Raw genomic sequence first — 18236 nt, forward strand, 5'->3', positions numbered from 1 at the left:
CGGCCGCGAGCCGCCGATCGAGCCTGGATGGCGGCCGGTGACCCACGTGGACATGTTGATCGAACCGGCCGGTGCGGTGTCGCGTTCGCGTCAGCGCACGGCCTTCTGAACGAGCTTCCTGATCGCCGCCTCGCTGGCCTCGGTCAGCCGTGTCAGGGCGTAAGCGGTCGGCCACATGCCATCGTCCTCGTCGAGATTCGCCTCCACGCTGAACCCCAACGAGGAGTAGCGTTCCTTGTCCGCCTGCCCGCTGCGGAAGAAGCACACCACCTTCCCGGCCTTGGCGTAGGCGGGCTGGCCGTACCACAGCCTCGGCGCCAGCTCAGGGGCGGCGGCGGTGACGACGGCGTGTACGCGCTCGGCCAGCGCACGGTCCGGCTCTGCCATCGCGGCGATCGCCGACAGCACCGCCGCCTCATCGGCGGCCGCCTTCTTCGCGCCTCGGTCGCCGCGTGCCGCCGCCCTCAGCTCGGTGGCGCGCGCCTTCATCGCGGCGCGCTCCTGCTCGGAGAATCCGTCCTCCGAGCGATCGTGTCGCGTCTTCTCGCTGCCCGCCTTCGATGTGCCGCTCATGACGTGTTGCTCCTTGTCAGTCGCCGGGAGGGGGATGTCCTCACGCTATCCGCACCGGCACAGGTCAGGGCTTCTCGATTCCTGACCGATCCAACGCCCCGCGACGCCGTACGCGGCTGCTGATCCCAGATCTCTTGTGGTGATTTCCAGTCGTGGGCACGCTGACATCGAAGGAGGCCGGCAGGTGCTGCCAGGCGCACCCACTGGTGAGCACATGGACCAACGTTTGAGGCGCGATGGGTGGGAAGGCGGAGACGATGCCGCCCATCCCCGACACCCGGCAGGCGAGACGACCATGAGTGCGGAGTTCGAGCTGCGCTGCCCCATCAGCGCCAACCTTGCTTTCGTCCGGGACCTGATCCGGGTCCATGGCCGGCACAGCGGACTGCGCGGGCAACGGCTGGATGACCTGGTGCTGGTCGTCAACGAGGCGGTCGCCAACGTGCTCGACCACGGCGCCGGCATGGTGACCGCACGCAACACTGCCGAGGGCATCGTCGTGGAGATCCTCTACGCCGCCGGCAAGCTCACCCACGACCACCTGGCCGGCGCCGACCACCTTGACCTGTCCAGCCCGCGCGGGTTCGGCCTGAGGATGATCCGGCGGCTGTGCGACGAGATCCGCCTCGAACAAACCGGTCTCGGCTCCCTGCTCAGCCTGCACGTCCACCGCCGGCCGGTCATCACCAGCCTTCCCCGCCGACACATCACTCATCACGACCAGGACGCCCGCCGCGCCGGCTGACCACGGGAAAGGCGGCCTGCCGGCGTCAGGAACCGGCCGTGCTCGATGCTCGCGCTGCCCCGCCAGGCCCGGCCCTTGGGCCACGCTCTCCTCGCACTCGGCGGCACCCTCTTGCGGGCCCGGCAGGTCTTCACACGGCAGGCCCGGAAGGTGAGTACGTCCAGGTCGGCCTTTCAGCCGGCGACCGGGGAGGCGATGACGACGGTGACGTCGGCGGGTGTGTCGTCGGTGCGATAGCGGTGCGGGGCGTCGCCGGCGAAGGCGAGCATGTCGCCGACCTCCAGGTGGCGGAGATCGTCGGCCGGTCCGGCGAGGAGGCTGCCGGAGGCGATCAGGAGATGCTCGGTCGTGCCGGGGGCGTGCGGAACGCCGTCGACGGCGGTGTGCGGCGGCAGGCGCAGTCGCCAGATCTCCAGGCTGTGGCCGCCGCTGATGCGGCGCAGCAGTTCGCGGGTGGGCTCGTGCTGGACGGCGATGGTCGAGGCGAGGTGCACGGTGCCGGGGTCGCCGTGGCGGATGAGCAGGTCGGTGAGGGGGATGGCCAGGGCGACGGCGATGGCGTCCAGGGTGTCGAGGGTGGGGTTGCCCTGGCCGGCCTCCAGTTGCGACAGGGTCGCCTTGCTCAGCCCGGTCCGCCGGGCCAGTTCGGCCTGGCTCATGCCGCGCTGCTGGCGGCGGCGCTGGATCTGGGCGCCGGCCGCGGCGGCGGCGCTGCTGGCGGGACGGCGGTCCCGGCCGGGTGCGTTCATCGCGGCGGCCGGTGGGTGGCGGTGTAGGAGACGCGCAGGCGGCCCTTCTTCAGTTTCACGGCGGAGATCGTCACCTGGTGCAGGCCGGCGAGGCTGCGTACGTGGGTGCCGCCGCAGGGGGCGGCGTGGACGTCGCCGAGCCGTACGATCCGGCGTCCTTCGTCGTCGTGGTGGGCGGTGACCGGCAGGTCGTCGGCGATGGCCGCGGCGACGAACGCGCGTATCCGGTCGGCGGCCTTCTCCCGCTCCTCGGCATCGGCGAGCTGGGCGCCGGTGGCGGGCGGGGTGAGCTCGATGCGGGCCTGGCCGGGGAAGTGGTTGCTACCGGCCAGTGTCCAGCCTTCGGCCCGGCAGGCCGCTTCGACGAGGTGGCCGGCGGTGTGCAGCGCGGCGTGCAGCCGGCGCAGGCCGGCGTCGACGCGCGCGTGCACGAGATCGCCCTCGGACAGGCCGTCCAGCCCGCCGCTCCCGTTCTCGGCCGCGTGGAGCACCACCAGGCCCGTCGCGGCGTGGCGCACCGGGACGACGTCGCACTCGCCGAGCCGGCCGCGGTCGGCGGGCTGGCCGCCGCCTTGCGGATGGAAGATGTTGTGCCGCACCGCGATCCACCTGCCGCCGGCCTCGTCGCGCCCGGTCGCGGTCACGCTGGTGCGGACGTCGACGAGGTAGGTGTCCTGCAGGTAGAGGGCGTCCTGCGAGGTCGTCTGGCAATCCATAGAATGAACCATACGTTCATCTTAACGAACGGTGTTGCTAGCATCGGCACGTGGAGATGAGCTGGCACGGCACCGCCGTCACCTTGCACCGTGCGTCCCCGGCCCATGCCGCCGAAGTGCTGGACGTGCTTGACGAGGCCGCCGCGTGGCTGCGCCGGCGCGGCGTCACCCAGTGGCCGGAGCACTTCGAAAGCTCCTGGATCGACGGAGCGATCGAGCGGGGGGAAACCTGGCTCGCCCACCTGGGCGCCACGGCCGTCGGCACCCTCACCCTTGACTGGTCGGATCCTCTCTGGACGGACATCGGGGGGACCGCCGGATATGTTCACCGCATGGCCGTCCGTCGACAGGCGGCGGGCCTTGGGGCGCTCCTGCTCGACTGGGCGGCAGATGCCGCGGGGCACAACCACCAGCGCTTTCTGCGACTCGACTGCGTCGCCTCCAACGGCAGGCTCCGCAGCTATTACGAGGCGCGAGGTTTCGTCCATCGAGGCGATGTTCTCGTGGGTGGCGCTCCCGGCCGGCGCCACGACGATGGCCCCCGTACCTGCGTCAGCCGTTTCGAACTGGCACTCCCGCACCACGACACAGCGAGCTTGCTGGATGGGAACGGCAAGGAGTGAGGACCAGGCGCGCAGGAGCACCTCCAGGAGTCAGGCCGTCGACGCTGGAAGGCGATCGTCGTCTGACGGCCGGCTGCACGAGGCCCGGACCGCCGGTGTGCGGCGTTGGAAGGTACCCGGCGTGCGGCTCCGGCAGCGCCGCCACACACGATGGGGAACCTGCGTGCACCAGGAACGGCAGCACGTCGGTGCCGTTGTCGGGCGGGATGCGAACCAGATCGGTGCCGTAGGCACCAGATGTTCGACGGCCGCCAGCTTCGCGATCGCCGGCGGTAGCGTGACGATCTGCCGCCGCCCGGGGTTCGCCCTCATCGGCATCGCGTCGGCCATGGTGCTGCACGAGGCCCCACGGCGGGTTGGCCCACAGCAGGGCCAGCACCGTGACGACGAGCAGCACGCTGGTGCCGCCTCCCTCGGTCCTCAGGGACGCGCGCAACGTCGTAGAACTCCCCCGGAGATCTGAGCCTGAAGCCGCCGGTCAGGTGCGTCTGCGCCGGACCAGCCAGATCGCGAACGCCGTGACCACGGCCAGCGCCGCCGTGGAGAGCGCGAGGAGCAACGGAAGCACCCCCGACCAGGCGCCCGCGGGGGACGGCGAAGGCAAGGAGACCGCCGGGGACGGCGGAGGAGAGGAGGCGGTGGGGGTCGGGGTGACGATCCGCGCCTGAGGGATGAGCGACAGGCCCTGCTGGCGGTCCGGCGGCCCGTATCCCATGGTGTCGCTGTAGGTGGGGACGCCGGCGGGCTCGCCCTGCACGTCCACGGTCATCGTGATCGGGACCTCGACGTACGAGCTGCCCTTGTCGGTGAACAGCCGTACCCACAGGTTGTAGTAGCCGGGCAGGGTGGTGTCGCGGATGTAGTCCTGGGTCGACTCGCGGTTGCGGTAGGCGACGGGCACGGTGGTGCCGGTGAACGCCTGCGGCTGGTCGCCCAGGGGCACCCGCCAGGCGTTGTCCTGGATGCCGCCGAGCACGCGCGGGTTCTCCGGGCTGAGGATGGAGCTGGACAGCATGAGCTGCGCGCCACCCAGCGCCGCGCGGTCGGCTTCGGACAGGGCCGGCGCCTCGATCCGGTACGACAGGCGCTGCCCGTAATGGAGCGGCACCCGGAAGTAGATCTCCTCGCCGGGGATCACGGTGTCGGTGTAGCGCCCGTCGGCGAGCACGGGGCCGTCGTCGTAGGAGCCGCTGCCCGCCACGCGTGCCGGCTCGGCCGTCTCCACCTGCGGTTCGATGGTCTCCATGCCCGTGGCGGGGCCGGGGAGCGCGGCGACGTCCACGGCGGGCGGCTCGACCACCAGGCTGAGCTCCAGCGGCGCGGTGGACCGGCGGGCCGTGTCGGCCTTGTTGGTCACCTCGATCGTGAAGCGGCCCGCCGCCTCGCACGGGCCCGTGCCTTCGGTGATCTGGACGTCGGCGACCACGAACGCGCTGCCGCCGCTGGGCAGGTTGGTCTCGAGTTCGCGCCGGTTGCAGGGGTCATCGCCGGTCGCGGGCAGCACGCCGAGGCTCGCGCCGATGACCGTCGGGGCTCCCAGCGGGGTGGTCGCGCCGATCCGCAGCCCGATGTACGCGGTGGCGCCCGCGGGCAGGTCGAAGGCGTAATGGCGGTTGACGTCCTGGCCGGGCGGCATCTCGTCGAGGTAGTCGCCCGGCTTGAGCAAGGGAGCGGTGCCCCGGTCGGCGGTGCCGGTGACCGGGATGCCGACCGGCGTCTGGCCGCGCAGCGCGCGCTGGGACAGGCGGCGGATGCGGCTGGACAGCTCGTCGCTGTTCCGGGCGTCGGCGTAGCGGCCACCGCCGGCCTTGGCGATGCGGACGAGCTGGTCGCGAGTGGCGCTCTCGACGCGGAAGCCGACGACGTCCACGCGTACGCCGATGCCCTGCCCGGCCAGCCTGCGCGCGGTGGCGACCGGGTCGCCGCCGCAGGTCTCCTCTCCGTCGGAGACGAGCAGGATCGTCTTCTGGCCGTCGGCGGTGAAGTCCTCGGCCGCCTGCTCCAGCGCGTACGCGATGGGGGTGTCGCCCTTGGGCCTCAGCCCGGCGACCTGGCGTTTGAACGCGTCACGGTCCAGCGGGGAGGGCCGCAGGTGCAGCTTGGTGTCCTTGCAGCCACCTCCGTAGGAGCGCAGCCCGAGTTGCGCGCCTTCGGGCGCGGCATCCACCATGCCGTCGATGGCCTTGCGGGCGGCGGCGATCCGCGTGGAGCCGGAGCCGTCCTTCTCCTCCATGGAGCCGGATACGTCGAGCAGCACCATGAGCTGTCCGGACGGTTCGAGGGCCAGCGCCGAGGAGGGAAACGCCAGAGGGGCCAGGGCGATCAGGATGACCAGGAGTATCCGGGGCATGGCCCGCATTATTGATCATCCCGCTTGCAATCACCTGAAAAACAGGTAAACCGCCGCATCTCTGGCCAGCAGGAACCCGACGATTCCCCGCCCCGGCTCACCATCGTGGAACCGGTTGTCCACCCGCCCCTTGCCCGCGGGGGTGGCGGGCATCCCTGGCACGAGTGTGCCGTCCTCGACGTACTCGCCGGTGAAGTTGAACACCCCGCTGGTGTGCTGCAGCAGCATCCGCACCGTGATCCGCCGGTCCATCCCGAATTCGGGCAGGTAGTCATCCACCGGGGTGTCCAGCCCCGATCCGACCCCCGGCCACCAGCTGCAGCACCACGGTGGCGGTGAACGTCTTGGTGTTGTTGCCGTGCTGGTGTCGTATGGGGGTCTCCGCCGATCGTCTGTGAGGTGAGGGCCAGGCCGTCAGCGGACACGGAAGTGATCTCGCGGATGGCCTGGGGAGCCTCTCCGGCCGAGTCCCAAGGAGCGCATCATGTATCCCATCCTGAACACGATCGACATCGTGGTGTCCGACCTGGACGCCTCGATCGCCTTCTACGCCCGGCTGGGCCTCGCGTTCAAGGTCGACGAGCACTCGCCCGAGCATGCCGGCTGCGACCTGCCGAACGGGCTGCACGTCATGCTGGACACCGAGGGCTTCCGCACGCCGTTCCTGCCCGGCTGGAGCGCGCCGTCGGGCGGGCCGCGTACGCTGCTGTGCTTCGAGTTCGACACGCCTGCCGGAGTGGACGCCACCTACGCCGAGCTCGTCGAGGCCGGCTACCGGGGGATCGCCGAGCCGTTCGACGCGTTCTGGGGGATGCGCTACGCCACGGTGGCCGATCCGGACGGCAACGGCGTCGATCTGTACGCCACCCTCCCGGCAAGCTGAGAAGGGGCAGCGACCGTGAAGTACGTGCTGATGTTCATCGAGACCGAGGAGTTCGCCGAGCGGCTGGAGGCGATGGGCGAGCTGGAGCAGCAGGCCGCCTACGCGGCGGTCGGGCAGTGGTTCGCCGAGCACGCCGACAAGATCACCCATCATGTTCGCCTGGCGCCGGTGCACACCGCCACCACGATGCGGCTGGACCAGGAGGAGGCGGTGGTCACCGACGGGCCGTTCGTCGAGGGCAAGGAAGTGGTCAGCGGATTCGCCGAACTCGAGGTGGCCGACCTGGACGAGGCGTTGAAGATCGCCCGCTCGTGGCCGGCCTGCCCGATCGTGGAGATCCGCCCTGCCTCATGAACGAGCCGGTGCACGGGCAGGTGAGCCAGGACGTGCTGGCCCGCGTGGTGCGCGAGCACGCGGGCCGCCTGGCCGCGTCCCTGGTCGGGTTGCTGGGCGACTTCTCCGCCGCCGAGGACCTGGTGCAGGACGCCGTCGAGACCGCGCTGCTGCGCTGGCCGGTCGAGGGAGTGCCGGAACGCCCGGACGCGTGGCTGTTCACCGTGGCCCGGCGGCGCGGCCTGGACGTGCTGCGCCGCGAGTCGAACTACCGCGCCAAGCTCGCCCGGCTCACCTGGCCGGCGCCCGCTCCGCGGGACGACCGGCTGCGGCTGATCTTCACCTGCTGCCACCCGACCCTGTCCCGGGCCGCGCAGATCGCGCTCACGCTGCGGGTGGTGTGCGGGCTGTCGGCCGCGCAGATCGCCGCCGCGTTCGTGGTGCCCGAAGCCACGGTGGCGCAGCGCATCACCCGCGCCAAACGCAAGATCGGCGAGGCCGGGATCCCGTACCGCATCCCCGCCGAGCAGGATCTGCCACAGCGTGTCGGCGAGGTGCTGGCGGTCATCTACCTGCTGTTCAACGAGGGCTACCTGTCCAGCACCGCCGAACGGGCCCAGGCGCGCGGCCTGGTCGAGGACGCCGAGTGGCTGGCCGCGCTGCTGGTGAACCTGCTGCCCAAGGAGCCGGAGGCGGCCGGGCTGCTGGCGCTGATCCGGCTGCACCGGGCCCGCGGCGCGGCCCGCTTCGACGCCCGGGGCCGTTTGGTGCTGCTGGCCGACCAGGATCGCAGCCAGTGGGACCACCAGGCCATCGAGCAGGCCACCGCCCTGCTCACGCGGGCCGCCCGCGCCCACCGCCGTCCGGGGCCGTACCAGCTGCAGGCGGCGATCGTGGCCTGCCACGCCGAGGCCGAGACCTTCGCCGCCACCGACTGGGCGCAGATCCTCGTCCTGTACGACATGCTGCTGCACCTGGCGCCCTCACCCGTCACGCGGCTGCACCGGGCCATCGCCCTGCACCACGTGAAGGGGCCGCAGGCGGCGCTGTCCGAACTCCAGCAGCTCGGCCAGGTGCTGGAGCGCTACCCGCTCCTGCACGCCACCCGAGCCGAGCTGCTGCGAGCGCTGGGCCGCCGCCAGGAGGCGCACCGGGCCGACGAACGGGCACTGGCCCTGACCGCCAACCCGGCCCAGCAGGCCCTGCTGGCCGAGCGGCTGGAATGGGCCTGACCCATGGCTTGCTCCGCAGGGGACCGTCGCACTGGTTCAGGCGGCCACGGGCAGACCGGCCGGCCGGGAACGAAGGGTCACGCACGGTCGCCGACGTCCTGGCGAATCGATCAGAGATTCCTCGCCAGGACGTCGGCTCGGCACCTTGCCCGGACGCCTACACGTGGGCCGGTACCGCCACGCCCTTGCCGATGACGTAGAGCCGGGTGCCGAACGCGGCGGCGGCGACCGCGTCGTGGGTGATGCCGTCTCCCTGGACTTCCTGCCAGCCGCCGAACGGCTGGTCCTCACGGGCGGAGTTGATGTAGATGCGGTTGTCGGTGCCGGTCCCGAAGACGTAGAGCCGGGAACCGAACGCCGCCGCCGCGAGCGGCAGGTGCGTGATCCCGCCTCCCTGCACCTCCTGCCAACCACCGAACGGCTGGTCCTCACGAGCCGAATTCACATAGATCCGATTGTCGGTGCCCGTCGCGAAGACGTAGAGCCGGGAACCGAACGCCGCCGCCGCGAGCGGCAGGTGCGTGATCCCGCCTCCCTGCACCTCCTGCCAACCACCGAACGGCTGGTCCTCACGAGCCGAATTCACATAGATCCGATTGTCGGTGCCCGTCGCGAAGACGTAGAGCCGGGAACCGAACGCCGCCGCCGCGAGCGGCAGGTGCGTGATCCCGCCTCCCTGCACCTCCTGCCAACCACCGAACGGCTGGTCCTCACGAGCCGAATTCACATAGATCCGATTGTCGGTACCGGTCCCGAAGACGTAGAGCCGGGAACCGAACGCCGCCGCCGCGAGCGGCAGGTGCGTGATCCCGCCTCCCTGCACCTCCTGCCAACCACCGAACGGCTGGTCCTCACGAGCCGAATTCACATAGATCCGATTGTCGGTGCCCGCGCCGAAGACGTAGAGCCGGGAACCGAATCCTGCGGCGGCGAGCGCGTCGTGCGTCTGGCCGTTTCCCTGGACTTCTTGCCAGCCGCCGAACGGCTGGTCCTCACGGGCGGAGTTGATGTAGATGCGGTTGTCTCCCATTTGTTCCTCCCCAGTTGGGTTGGTGATGGTGTCGCTGGTAACCGGGGGCAGGCTTGGTGGCGTCGCCGCCGACTCTCGAAGAGGTTGGGCGAGAGTCAGGAGCTGCCGGTGTCAAGGTCCTGCAATTCGGCGGTGACAGGCAGGCCGATGCTCATGCGCCGCATGTTGACACCGCGTATGAGATCAGTCCGGACGTGCTTGACGGCCGGCACGCCCGTGCCCGGCCTGCACGTTCCTGACCTGTTGCGGCGACAGCCTCTTTCAAGACGTTCCCCGTCCGGGGAGCCTCCTCGCATGGGGGAGGCATCTTATGCGGAACTCGGCACATCCTCATGCTGGCGCTTCACCCTCGGGGGTCGCCACATGAACTTTCGATCGCGATCCTTGAGTCGTGCCAGAGATACAGACGCCCTCTTCGACGAGGTGCCTTTCGGAGCCGGTTGTGGGCGCCCTTTCAGGTGTCGTCCTTCTCCGGCCGGTCAGCGTGGGCCGTTCGGCGGCTCGTTGACGGCGAAGAACTCCAGCCGGAGCGACTTGTCGTCCGGCAGCGCGATCGCCCGGGCCCCGCGAGGCCGTCGCCCGGCACGCGGGCAGCAGGAAGTGGTGGTGGTTGGAGTGGGCCAGGAGGAGCAGGCCCTCATGGGGGTAGCGGAGCAGGGCGTCCACGTCCGAGAGTGGGGTCTCGGTGATGCCGAGCCCTGAGCAGCAGGATCACCGCCAGCCCTCTCGGCGAGGGCGGGAGAACGGGCTGATCACCGGTAGTCCCCGCTCCTGCGGCAGCCGGCGGGCCGATGCCGCACCGCGTTCCCCGGGCCCGCGCCGGTCGGCGTCTGCGCTGCTGGGGATGGGTCAGGGACGTCGGCCTGGGCCTCTCCCGGCGCTGACGTCATCGCAGGACCGGCCGCCGCTGTTCGTGCTCCCCACTCCTGCTTGTGTGCCTCCTGCGCGGCTCGTCGCTGCGGCACGATGGGACGGCAACAGGCAGACTCGGCCGTCTGGACTGATCCATGCCCGCCAGCCGGTGCCCGACCCAGCCAGGCACGTGACGGATCCCGGCCGTGCCCGACCAGGTGTAGGTCCACCGGCTGTCGTCCGGGCGCACGTCCACGGCGGGCAGCACGTCGCGCATGGTGGCACCCGCGGCGAAGAAGGGCTTGAGCAGCCACCGCAGGCAGCGGGCCGTCACGCGGCGCAGCAGCAGCGCCTTGACAAGACATAGGAGCATCGAGCAGGCCGCGCTCAGGTGCGTCTACATGGCGATCATGAGCCTGGACCCGACCGGCCAGGGCCGCAAACGCTGGATCGCCGGCTGGAAGGCCGCCCTGAACGCCTTCGCCGTCACCTTCGAAGGCCGCCTGACCCCGGCCACCGCTGATCGAACAGGTTCGAGATAGACCACTGGCTGGGCACATCCGCTGTGGTCGCTGGCGCCTGTCCGGCTGCGGTCGGTCCACATGTCAGTGGTCGGGGCAGAGCACGTCCTCGGCGGTCTCGTACATGGCTGGGCGCAGTTCGGGCTGGACGCGTGTGCTCGTCGTGACGTCGATGGCGAACTGCAGCCGTCCGTCGGCGGAGGTGAAGCTGATCGCGTTCCCGCCCGGGCCGGAGCCGGTGAAGAGTCCGACGGTGCCACCGCACACCGTTTCCTCGTGGTCGGGGTATTTGACCAGGTCGCGCAGGTTGGCCGGCAGCAGCTTGCCCTGGGCGAGGGCGCGGTGGAACGTGGTCAGGTCCCGTGCTGTGGAGATGACGCCGCCGGCCGCGCCCAGGGTGGTGGGGTTGATCCGGTCGACGTCGCGCAGGGTGCCGTCGGGCTGGGGGTAGTAGCCGTGCCCGTGCGGGCCCTTGATGCCCTGGTCCGGCTTGGTCGGCAGGTAGGTCTTGGTCATGTTGAGCGGCATGAACAGCCGCCGCTCGAACTCTTCGGCCAGGGTGCGGCTGGTCAGCTTCTCGATGATGGCGCCGAGCAGGATGTAGTTGGTGTTGGAGTAGGCGTACTTCTCGCCCGGGTTGCTGGTGCGAGGTATGCCGCGGGAGCTCTTCGCCAGGTCCGTCCAGGTGTGGCGGGTGGTGAGGTCGTCGAACGGGCGCAGGTTCTTGGCGCCTGCTCCGTTGTAGTCCGGGATGCCGGAGCGGTGGTGGAGGAGCTGCCGGACGGTGATCTCGCCGGCCCGCTCGACCAGGTCCTGCTCGACCGTGATGGGCAGCACCTTGCCGAGGGTGTCATCGACGGCGAGCCTGCCCTCCTTGACCAGCTGCAGAAGCACGGTGGCGGTCATCTGCTTGGTCTGCGACCAGGCGCGGTAGCGGGCATTCGAGGGGATCTTGCCTCCCTCGCCGTCGATCAGCCGGGAGCCGGTCGATCCACGTCCGATGCGCTTGCCGTCGTAGTACGCCTCAGCGATGACACCGACGACACCGTCGACCTTCGCCACGCTGTCGGCTGCCTCCTGGACGTCACCGATGGCGTATCCGGTGGTGGACGCGCTGGTCGACGCGGTGGACGCGGTGGACGCGGTGGCTGGCATGCCCTGCGTCAGCATCGCGCATGCCAGCCCGGCCGCCACGGTCGCTGCGGCACGATTCACGTTGGAGATCCTTCCTCGGGAGGGAACGCGCGTCAGGGCGAGAGGTATGGCTGAGCCCGTACGGCGCGCCTGTTTTCGACGTCCCTTTCTGCACGGGCGGGTGTTTCCTCAGCGTTTCCGCCGCCGTCCCGGCGGACCTCGCGCAGGCGGGAGCAGGGAAACGGCGAGGAAACACGCCGCCCCTTTGGATCGTCCACCGAAGATCAGCCACCACTGGACCGGCCGGACTGTCGGAAGGCCGGCCATGCCGAAGAGGAGGCACTGTGCCGCACCACACCAACGCAGGCGACTCTGACCAGCCGTCCTTCTCGCCCTTGTCGCGCCGATCCGTACTCGGACTGCTGGGCGCGGTCCCGCTCGCGGCCGCGGCGGTCTCGGCCGCCCGGCCCGCCCATGCGGCCGCCCGTGCCACCGCCGCAGGATCGGCCCCGAACACGGCGCTGGCAGCCAAGATCGAGCAGATCATGGCACGACCGGAGTTCCAAGGCGCCCAATGGGGGGCGGAGTTCTTCGCCCCCGACAGCAAGGAATCGATCTACGAGCTCAACGCGGAGAAGCTGTTCGTCGCCGGGTCGTCGTCCAAGGTGTTCGTCGGCGGGACGGCGATGCTGGCGCTGGGCGCCGACCGGCGCTTGGCCACTCGCGTGTACCGCACGGGGCCGGTGCGCGGTGGTGTGCTCAAGGGTGACCTGGTGCTGGTCGCCGGCGGGAACCTGCTGCTGTCGGGACGGTTGCGCCGCGACGGGAGCCTGCGCCTGCCCGAGGCCGACCACACCTACAGCACCACGCCGGGCGCGGTACCCATCGGCGGCGACCCCCTGCAAGAGCTGCGCGGACTCGCCGCCCAGATCGCGAGGTCGGGTGTCAAGCGCGTCGAGGGCCGCGTCCTGGTCGACACCTCGCTGTTCCGCGAGGGCAGCGAGAAGCTGGCCAACAACATCACCGCCACCATCTCGCCCATCATGGTCAACGACAACGTCGTGGACGTCACGGTCGAGCCGGGGCCCGGCTCCGGCCGGCCCGCCGTCCTGCGCATCTCCCCGAACACGGACTACGTCCAGATCGTCAACCAGGTGCGGACGATCGCCGCGGCCGACGCCGCCTCCGCCCGCCCGCTCACCTTCACCGGCGACGAGCGCCGAGCCGACGGCACCCGCACGGTCACGCTGACGGGCGACATCCCGGCCGGCAGCCAGGGGCTGTTCCGGGCCTACTTCGTGCCCGAGCCGGCCGTCTTCGCCGCATTCCTGTTCACCGAGGTCCTGCACCGGGCCGGCGTGCGGGTGCTGGAGAAGAAGGCCGGCACGGGCGAGCGCAAGCTCATCGCGCAGTACGCAGGGCCGGCCCTGCCCCAGCAGCTCAAGCCCATGCTGAAGGTGAGCTCCAACCTGCACACCGAGACCTTTCCCCTACCTGATGGGGGCCATCGCCGCAGGTGACGCGGACAACGCGAAGGAGGCAGGCCAGCGCCTGCGAAAGGAGATCCTCACCAAGGCCGGCTTCGACCCCGCTCCTCCCGGCTCGGCGAACAACAACTACACCCCGCGCTACTTCACCCGGTTCCTGGCGTACATGGCGGACCAGCCCCACTTCGCCGGCTACCACGACGCGCTGCCGATCCTGGGCAAGGACGGCTCTTTGACCGACGTCCAGCCGGACTCACCGGCCGCCGGGCACATCCACGCCAAGACCGGCACCAGCCAGGGCGGCGCCAACGGCGCCGGAATGGTCCGCAAGGCCCTGGCCGGGTACGTGGGGCTGCCGAACGGCCGCATGCTGACCTTCGCCGCCTTCGTCAGCATGCCGGCCAACGGCGAGCAGGAGCAGCGGGAGGTCGCCGACCTCACCGGGCAGGCCCTCGGCGAGATCGCCGCCTGCGCCTACACCGTCCTGAGCGGCACAGCTACCAGGTAGGCCGGCCATCCGCCCTGTCGGACCACGCCCAGGCGGCGTGTACCCGGCTCGCGTCGGCCTGTCTCATCCTGACCAACGGAGGTCCTGCTCAATGCGTCCCTTGTCCTGGTTCTGCTCGATGCTGCTGGCGTTCGGGGCCGTGGCCGGCCTGCCCGCCGCTTCGGCAGCGGGCAGCGCCGGCGATCCGCCGTGCGCCATCGACACCACCCCGGCCGCGCCGCCACCGACCGAGACCAAGCTGAGCACGCTGCGGCAGGCCTACACCTGCGTGCTCGACGTCTTCTACGGCCGTGACCGGCTCGATCACCGGCAGTTGCTGGTCGGCGCGCTGGCCGGCCTGACCACGGAACTCGGCAGGCGCGATCTGGATCAGCCCGACGCGACCATGCCCGCGCTGTCCGGCGATCGGACCGCCGACTGGGCTGCCTTCGGCGCCCTCCACCAGAAGATCTTCGTCGACGGCATCCTGTCCGTCGGCGCCCTGAACCGCCTCACCTCCACCAGCGCCGACCCGGTACGGCTGACCCTGCGCCGCCCGTCCACAGGCCGCACCTGGACCACCACGCTCACGCCCTCCTGGTACGAGCCCACGTCCGCGAACGTGCAGGCCGAACTGGTGGACGGCGACGTCGCCCACCTCAGCCTGGGCGGCTTCGCCCCCGGCTCCGCCGACCAGGCCCTGGCGGCCCTCGCCGGCCTGAGCACAGACAAGCGGCTGCGCGGCGTCGTCCTGGACCTGCGCGGCAACCGGGGCGGAGCGAGCGCCGAGGTCACCCGGCTGCTGAGCTCGTTCGTGCACGGCAAGGTGTTCAACTACAACTGCGACGCCGACGACGTGTGCACGCCCAACCGCACCGACGATTCGGTGAGCCTGCTCGGCCTGCCACTGGCCGTGCTCGCCGACGGCACCTGCGTGTCGGCATGCGACGCCTTCTCGGGCGCGGTCAAGGACCTCAAGGTCGGCCCGCTCATCGGCACGCGCACCACGGGCCTGGTCTCCGGGCCCGCCTACCCCTACCGGCTCGACGACAACAGCCGCCTGCGCCTGCCGACCCACTACCAGCTCAACGCCGACCGCGAGATCATCAACGGCATCGGCGTGGCTCCCGACCACTACGTCCCCACCACCGCCACCGACCTGTCACACGGCCGCGACCCGGCCCTCGCCAAGGCCGTCACTCTGCTTACCAAGTGAACGGCCGCCGCCCTCTGGCGCCGGCGCCCTCGAAGCACGAGGGGACGATCGAGGCCGAGACGTCGGCGGTGGCCTCTCGCGCATACCGGCCTCACGCACTGCGGTGGTCGGGCAGTCACGCGGTCTGGCCGAGCAGTGTGTCCATCCGTTCGCCGGCAAAGGCGTGATAACGCGGAGGAAACGTCCCGCTGTGTTGTATATGCGCCGCCAGTTCCCCTATCAATCTGATGGAGACCCTGTCATGGAAAACTCTCGGTGGTCACGCCGATCCGCCCTGCGCGTGCTGGGCGTCACGTCCATCGCGGCCGGTGGGGCCTTCGCGTCCGCGGGATCTGCCGCCGCGGCGACGGGTGCCGCCACCGGGCGCGTACCCGCGGGCCTACGGCCCGGTGGCGCGTTCGACAAGAAACTGGGCAAGCTCGCCGAGGAGGGCAAGCTTTCGGGCACCGTGCTGTTGACGCACCAGAAGCGGACCGTGCTGTCCCGCTCCTACGGCAAGGCCAACGAGCGCAGGTCGCTGCCCAACCGATCCGACACGATCTTCGCGCTCGCGTCGGTGGCCAAGCTGTTCACGGCCACCGCGATCATGCAACTGGCCGAACAGGGCAAGCTCGATCTCGGGCAGCCGATCGGCGCCTACCTGGACGGCTTCCCGTCCGCCATCGCCGACGCCGTCACCGTGCACCATCTGCTCACCCACACCTCCGGCATGGCCAACTTCCAGACCTCGGAGGAGTTCCGCGCGAATGCGGGCAAGTGGACCAGTGGCGCGGCGATGCTGGACGGCATCATGGGGGTCATCCGTAAGTCGGCGCTGCTCTTCACGCCCGGCACCAAGTCCAGCTACAGCAACTCGGGCTTCTGCACCCTCGGCGCGATCGTGCAGGAAGTGTCCGGCCAGTCCTTCTACGACTACGTACGCAAGCACGTCTTCGACGCCGCCGGCATGTCGCGCACGGACTACTACACCCGCCCGCAGCAGCTCTCCGACGACGACATCGCCCACCCGTACACAACCTCGGCCGCAGGCCAGCGGGTCGACACCCTGGAGCATCCGGAGCAGTACGGCAGCCCGTACATCGGCACGCCGGCGGGCGACGCCTTCACCACCGCGCCGGACCTGGAGCGGTTCGGGCGAGCCCTGGCCGGCAACCGGCTGATCGGCCCCGCCTACACCAACCTGATGCTGACCGGGAAGGTGCCCCACGCCAAGGCGAACGCCGGCGGAGCGTCGGCCCAGGCCTACGGACCGACGTCGGCGATCAGGAACGGGCAGCAGATCATCGGGCACGGCGGCGGATCGCTGGGCACCTCCACGCTGCTCGACGTGCATATCGACAGCGACTGGGTGGTCGTTTTCCTGTTCAACTACGCCGACAGGACCAATCCGCCCATTCAGGAGCTGATCGACGACACCCGCAAGCTGATCATCACAGCGGCCGGGTAGCAGCCGGCTGTGGGCACCCCACAGCGCTAAACAGGCTCAAGCCGGACGGTGACCGGCAGAAATGAAAGCCACCACCGGTGCCGGCCGTCATCACCGAACGTTGGAGCCGTGCGGCCGGCGCCGGAGAGAGGCAGCGATCTCCTGCCGGCCGCGACGGGCCGGAAAGCCGGCCGCTTCCTGCAACTTGGCCAGAGAACGCCGCCCAGCCTCTTGGCTCTTCCGGCATTGATTCGGCAGCGGCGGATGCGGGCCGGTCCTGGCGCACGTCGCACTCGGCCGGTGACGGAATTCAGGACCACCCAATCCGAGGCACCGCTGCCCGGAAACGCTGCGGAAACGACGGCCCGGTTACACCTTGATCGACCCGTCCGCTATGAAAAGGATCATGGAGTGAACCAAGCGTCAGCGATGTCCCGCCGCGCCCTGTTGTCCAGGGCAGCCGCGATCGCCGCCGTGTCTCCCTTCACCGTTCCCGCGGCCTCCGCCCGCGGCGACTCCGCGCAGGCCACGCCGAACATCCTGCTGTTCACGGTCGACGACATGGGCGGCGACAGCCCTGGTTGTTTCGGCGGCCGGGCCGATCTCACCCCGGCGATCGACCGGCTCCACCGGCAGGGCGCGAGCTTCCACCGCGCGCACGTACCCGTCGCCATCTGCCAGCCGAGCCGCTCGGCGATGCTGACCGGCCGCTACCCGCACCGCAACGGCGCCGAGGGCTTCGAGCCGATCCGCGACGACGTCCCGGTCCTGAACGACCTGCTCCGCCCGCGCGGCTACCTCACTGGCATCCTCGGCAAGGCCGGCCACCTCACCCCGGTGGAACGGTTCGCCTGGGACCTGCGCGCCGACCCGGCCGACCTCGGCATGGGCCGCAACCCGGCCCGCTACGCCGAGGCGGCCACCACGCTGTTCGACCGGGCCAAGGCGGAAGGGCGGCCGTTCTTCCTGATGGCCAACGCCGAAGACCCGCACCGCCCCTACCACGGCAGCGCCGCCGAACAGATCGGCTACACCCCCGAGCAGCGCGCCACCATGGCCACCCCGTCACGCGTCTACACCCCGGACGAGGCCACCATCCCCGGCTACCTGCCCGACCTGCCCAACATTCGCAAGGAAATGTCCGAATACCTCAGCAGCGCCCGCCGCGCCGACGACACCCTCGCCGCCGTGCTCGCCGCGCTGGAGACTGCCGGGCTGGCCTCGTCCACGATCGTCATCTTCATGTCCGACAACGGCATCGCGGTGCCGTACGCCAAGGCCAACTGCTACGAGCACAGCACCCGCACCCCGCTGATCATCCGCTGGCCCGGCGTCACCCGCCCCGGCCACGCCGACCACCGCCACTTCGTCTCCACCATGGACCTCTTCCCGACCCTCTGCCGAGCCGCCGGCGCACAACCGCCCGACGGCCTCGATGGACGCGACCTGACCTCCCTGCTGAACGGCGGCATCCAGGCCGGCCGCGGCTCGATCACCACGGTCTTCCACGAATCCGCCAACGGCGCCCGCTACGACATGCGCGGCGTGCACGACCCGCGCTGGAGCTACGTCTGGAACGCCTGGTCCGACGGCCAGGCCAGCTACCAGGCGGAGAACATGTCCGGCCTGACCTGGCGCGCCATGGTCACCGCCGCAGCCACCGACCCCGCCGTCGCCGAACGGGTCACCTTCTACCAGCACCGCGTCCCCGAGGAGCTCTACGACCTGGACTCCGACCCGCACGCCCTGCACAACCTCGCCGGCGACACCAGCCCGGAGACCACCGCGGTGCTGGCCGCCAAGCGGACCACCCTCGACGCCTGGCTGCGCGACACCGGCGACCCGTACCGCGACCGATACCCCTGGCGCTCATGACAGA

18 protein-coding genes and 1 pseudogene are annotated in these 18236 nt (G+C 70.5%); 11 read left to right on the top strand and 8 right to left on the bottom strand.

Translation table 11 applies throughout. The features are described from left to right. Nucleotides 1–90: 90 nt before the first annotated feature. Nucleotides 91–573, bottom strand: a complete 483-nt coding sequence (locus HD597_RS26625; protein ID WP_253745447.1) for a DUF1801 domain-containing protein — start codon at nt 571–573, stop codon at nt 91–93. Nucleotides 574–868: 295 nt separating this feature from the next. On the opposite strand from HD597_RS26625, the gene HD597_RS26630 reads away from it, so the two are divergent. Continuing rightward, nucleotides 869–1318, top strand: coding sequence for an ATP-binding protein (locus HD597_RS26630; protein ID WP_253745449.1), 450 nt, complete (start codon nt 869–871; stop codon nt 1316–1318). 173 nt (nt 1319–1491) lie between these two features. Here the strand turns inward: HD597_RS26630 and HD597_RS64780 are convergent, their stop codons facing one another. Together HD597_RS64780 and HD597_RS26640 are read right to left on the bottom strand one after the other, a co-directional pair. After that, nucleotides 1492–2067 carry a helix-turn-helix domain-containing protein gene (locus HD597_RS64780; protein ID WP_276083027.1) on the bottom strand — a complete coding sequence of 192 codons (576 nt, stop codon included), beginning with the start codon at nt 2065–2067 and terminating at the stop codon, nt 1492–1494. After that, complete coding sequence (locus tag HD597_RS26640; RefSeq protein WP_253745450.1) at nt 2064–2783, bottom strand: alanyl-tRNA editing protein; 720 nt, start codon at nt 2781–2783, stop codon at nt 2064–2066. The genes HD597_RS64780 and HD597_RS26640 overlap by 4 nt, the downstream gene beginning before the upstream one ends. 56 nt (nt 2784–2839) lie before the next feature. Here HD597_RS26640 and HD597_RS26645 point away from each other — a divergent pair, with 56 nt between their 5' ends. Continuing rightward, a complete protein-coding gene (locus tag HD597_RS26645) occupies nt 2840–3406 on the top strand; it encodes a GNAT family N-acetyltransferase (RefSeq protein ID WP_253759483.1) in 567 nt (188 codons plus the stop codon). A 478-nt stretch (nt 3407–3884) separates the two neighbouring features. Here the strand turns inward: HD597_RS26645 and HD597_RS26650 are convergent, their stop codons facing one another. Further along, nucleotides 3885–5756, bottom strand: coding sequence for a vWA domain-containing protein (locus tag HD597_RS26650; RefSeq protein WP_253745451.1), 1872 nt, complete (start codon nt 5754–5756; stop codon nt 3885–3887). Nucleotides 5757–5786: 30 nt separating this feature from the next. Further along, entirely contained in the window at nt 5787–6035 is a 249-nt protein-coding gene (locus HD597_RS26655; protein WP_253745453.1) for a beta-lactamase family protein, read from the bottom strand. 205 nt (nt 6036–6240) lie between these two features. On the opposite strand from HD597_RS26655, the gene HD597_RS26660 reads away from it, so the two are divergent. From HD597_RS26660 to HD597_RS26670, 3 genes are read left to right on the top strand one after another with little or no spacing between them, the layout of a single operon-like run. Then, nucleotides 6241–6639: a VOC family protein gene (locus HD597_RS26660; protein WP_253745456.1), complete on the top strand. Its 399-nt coding sequence runs from the start codon at nt 6241–6243 to the stop codon at nt 6637–6639. A 15-nt stretch (nt 6640–6654) separates the two neighbouring features. Next, nucleotides 6655–6993, top strand: a complete 339-nt coding sequence (locus HD597_RS26665; protein WP_253745457.1) for a YciI family protein — start codon at nt 6655–6657, stop codon at nt 6991–6993. Beyond that, on the top strand, nt 6990–8204 hold the full coding sequence (locus HD597_RS26670; RefSeq protein ID WP_253745459.1) for an RNA polymerase sigma factor: 1215 nt from the start codon (nt 6990–6992) through the stop codon (nt 8202–8204). The genes HD597_RS26665 and HD597_RS26670 overlap by 4 nt, the downstream gene beginning before the upstream one ends. 157 nt (nt 8205–8361) lie before the next feature. Here HD597_RS26670 and HD597_RS26675 read toward each other — a convergent pair whose 3' ends face one another. Further along, nucleotides 8362–9234 carry a DUF8189 domain-containing protein gene (locus HD597_RS26675; RefSeq protein ID WP_253745461.1) on the bottom strand — a complete coding sequence of 291 codons (873 nt, stop codon included), beginning with the start codon at nt 9232–9234 and terminating at the stop codon, nt 8362–8364. Between the two features lie 886 nt (nt 9235–10120). Next, the gene (locus HD597_RS26680; RefSeq protein ID WP_253745462.1) at nt 10121–10459 is read right to left on the bottom strand and encodes a hypothetical protein; all 339 of its coding nucleotides are present in this window, start codon (nt 10457–10459) and stop codon (nt 10121–10123) included. On the opposite strand from HD597_RS26680, the pseudogene HD597_RS26685 reads away from it, so the two are divergent. Beyond that, a pseudogene (locus HD597_RS26685) lies at nt 10449–10628 on the top strand (IS256 family transposase); the annotation flags it as partial. The gene HD597_RS26680 and the pseudogene HD597_RS26685 sit on opposite strands and share 11 nt — an antisense overlap. A 63-nt stretch (nt 10629–10691) precedes the next feature. Here the strand turns inward: HD597_RS26685 and HD597_RS26690 are convergent. Beyond that, entirely contained in the window at nt 10692–11822 is a 1131-nt protein-coding gene (locus tag HD597_RS26690) for a serine hydrolase domain-containing protein (RefSeq protein WP_253745464.1), read from the bottom strand. 263 nt (nt 11823–12085) lie between these two features. Here HD597_RS26690 and HD597_RS26695 point away from each other — a divergent pair, with 263 nt between their 5' ends. From HD597_RS26695 to HD597_RS26715, 5 genes are all read left to right on the top strand, one after another. Beyond that, a complete protein-coding gene (locus HD597_RS26695) occupies nt 12086–13261 on the top strand; it encodes a D-alanyl-D-alanine carboxypeptidase (protein ID WP_253745468.1) in 1176 nt (391 codons plus the stop codon). Further along, nucleotides 13239–13736 carry a D-alanyl-D-alanine carboxypeptidase gene (locus HD597_RS26700; protein WP_253745469.1) on the top strand — a complete coding sequence of 166 codons (498 nt, stop codon included), beginning with the start codon at nt 13239–13241 and terminating at the stop codon, nt 13734–13736. The genes HD597_RS26695 and HD597_RS26700 overlap by 23 nt, the downstream gene beginning before the upstream one ends. Before the next feature lie 91 nt (nt 13737–13827). Then, entirely contained in the window at nt 13828–14931 is a 1104-nt protein-coding gene (locus HD597_RS26705; protein WP_253745473.1) for a S41 family peptidase, read from the top strand. Between the two features lie 241 nt (nt 14932–15172). Next, nucleotides 15173–16378, top strand: a complete 1206-nt coding sequence (locus tag HD597_RS26710; protein WP_253745474.1) for a serine hydrolase domain-containing protein — start codon at nt 15173–15175, stop codon at nt 16376–16378. A 390-nt stretch (nt 16379–16768) separates the two neighbouring features. Next, nucleotides 16769–18232: a sulfatase family protein gene (locus tag HD597_RS26715; RefSeq protein ID WP_253745475.1), complete on the top strand. Its 1464-nt coding sequence runs from the start codon at nt 16769–16771 to the stop codon at nt 18230–18232. Nucleotides 18233–18236: the final 4 nt, after the last annotated feature.

Origin of the sequence: Nonomuraea thailandensis, assembly GCF_024172165.1 — a bacterium.
Lineage (GTDB): Bacteria > Actinomycetota > Actinomycetes > Streptosporangiales > Streptosporangiaceae > Nonomuraea > Nonomuraea thailandensis.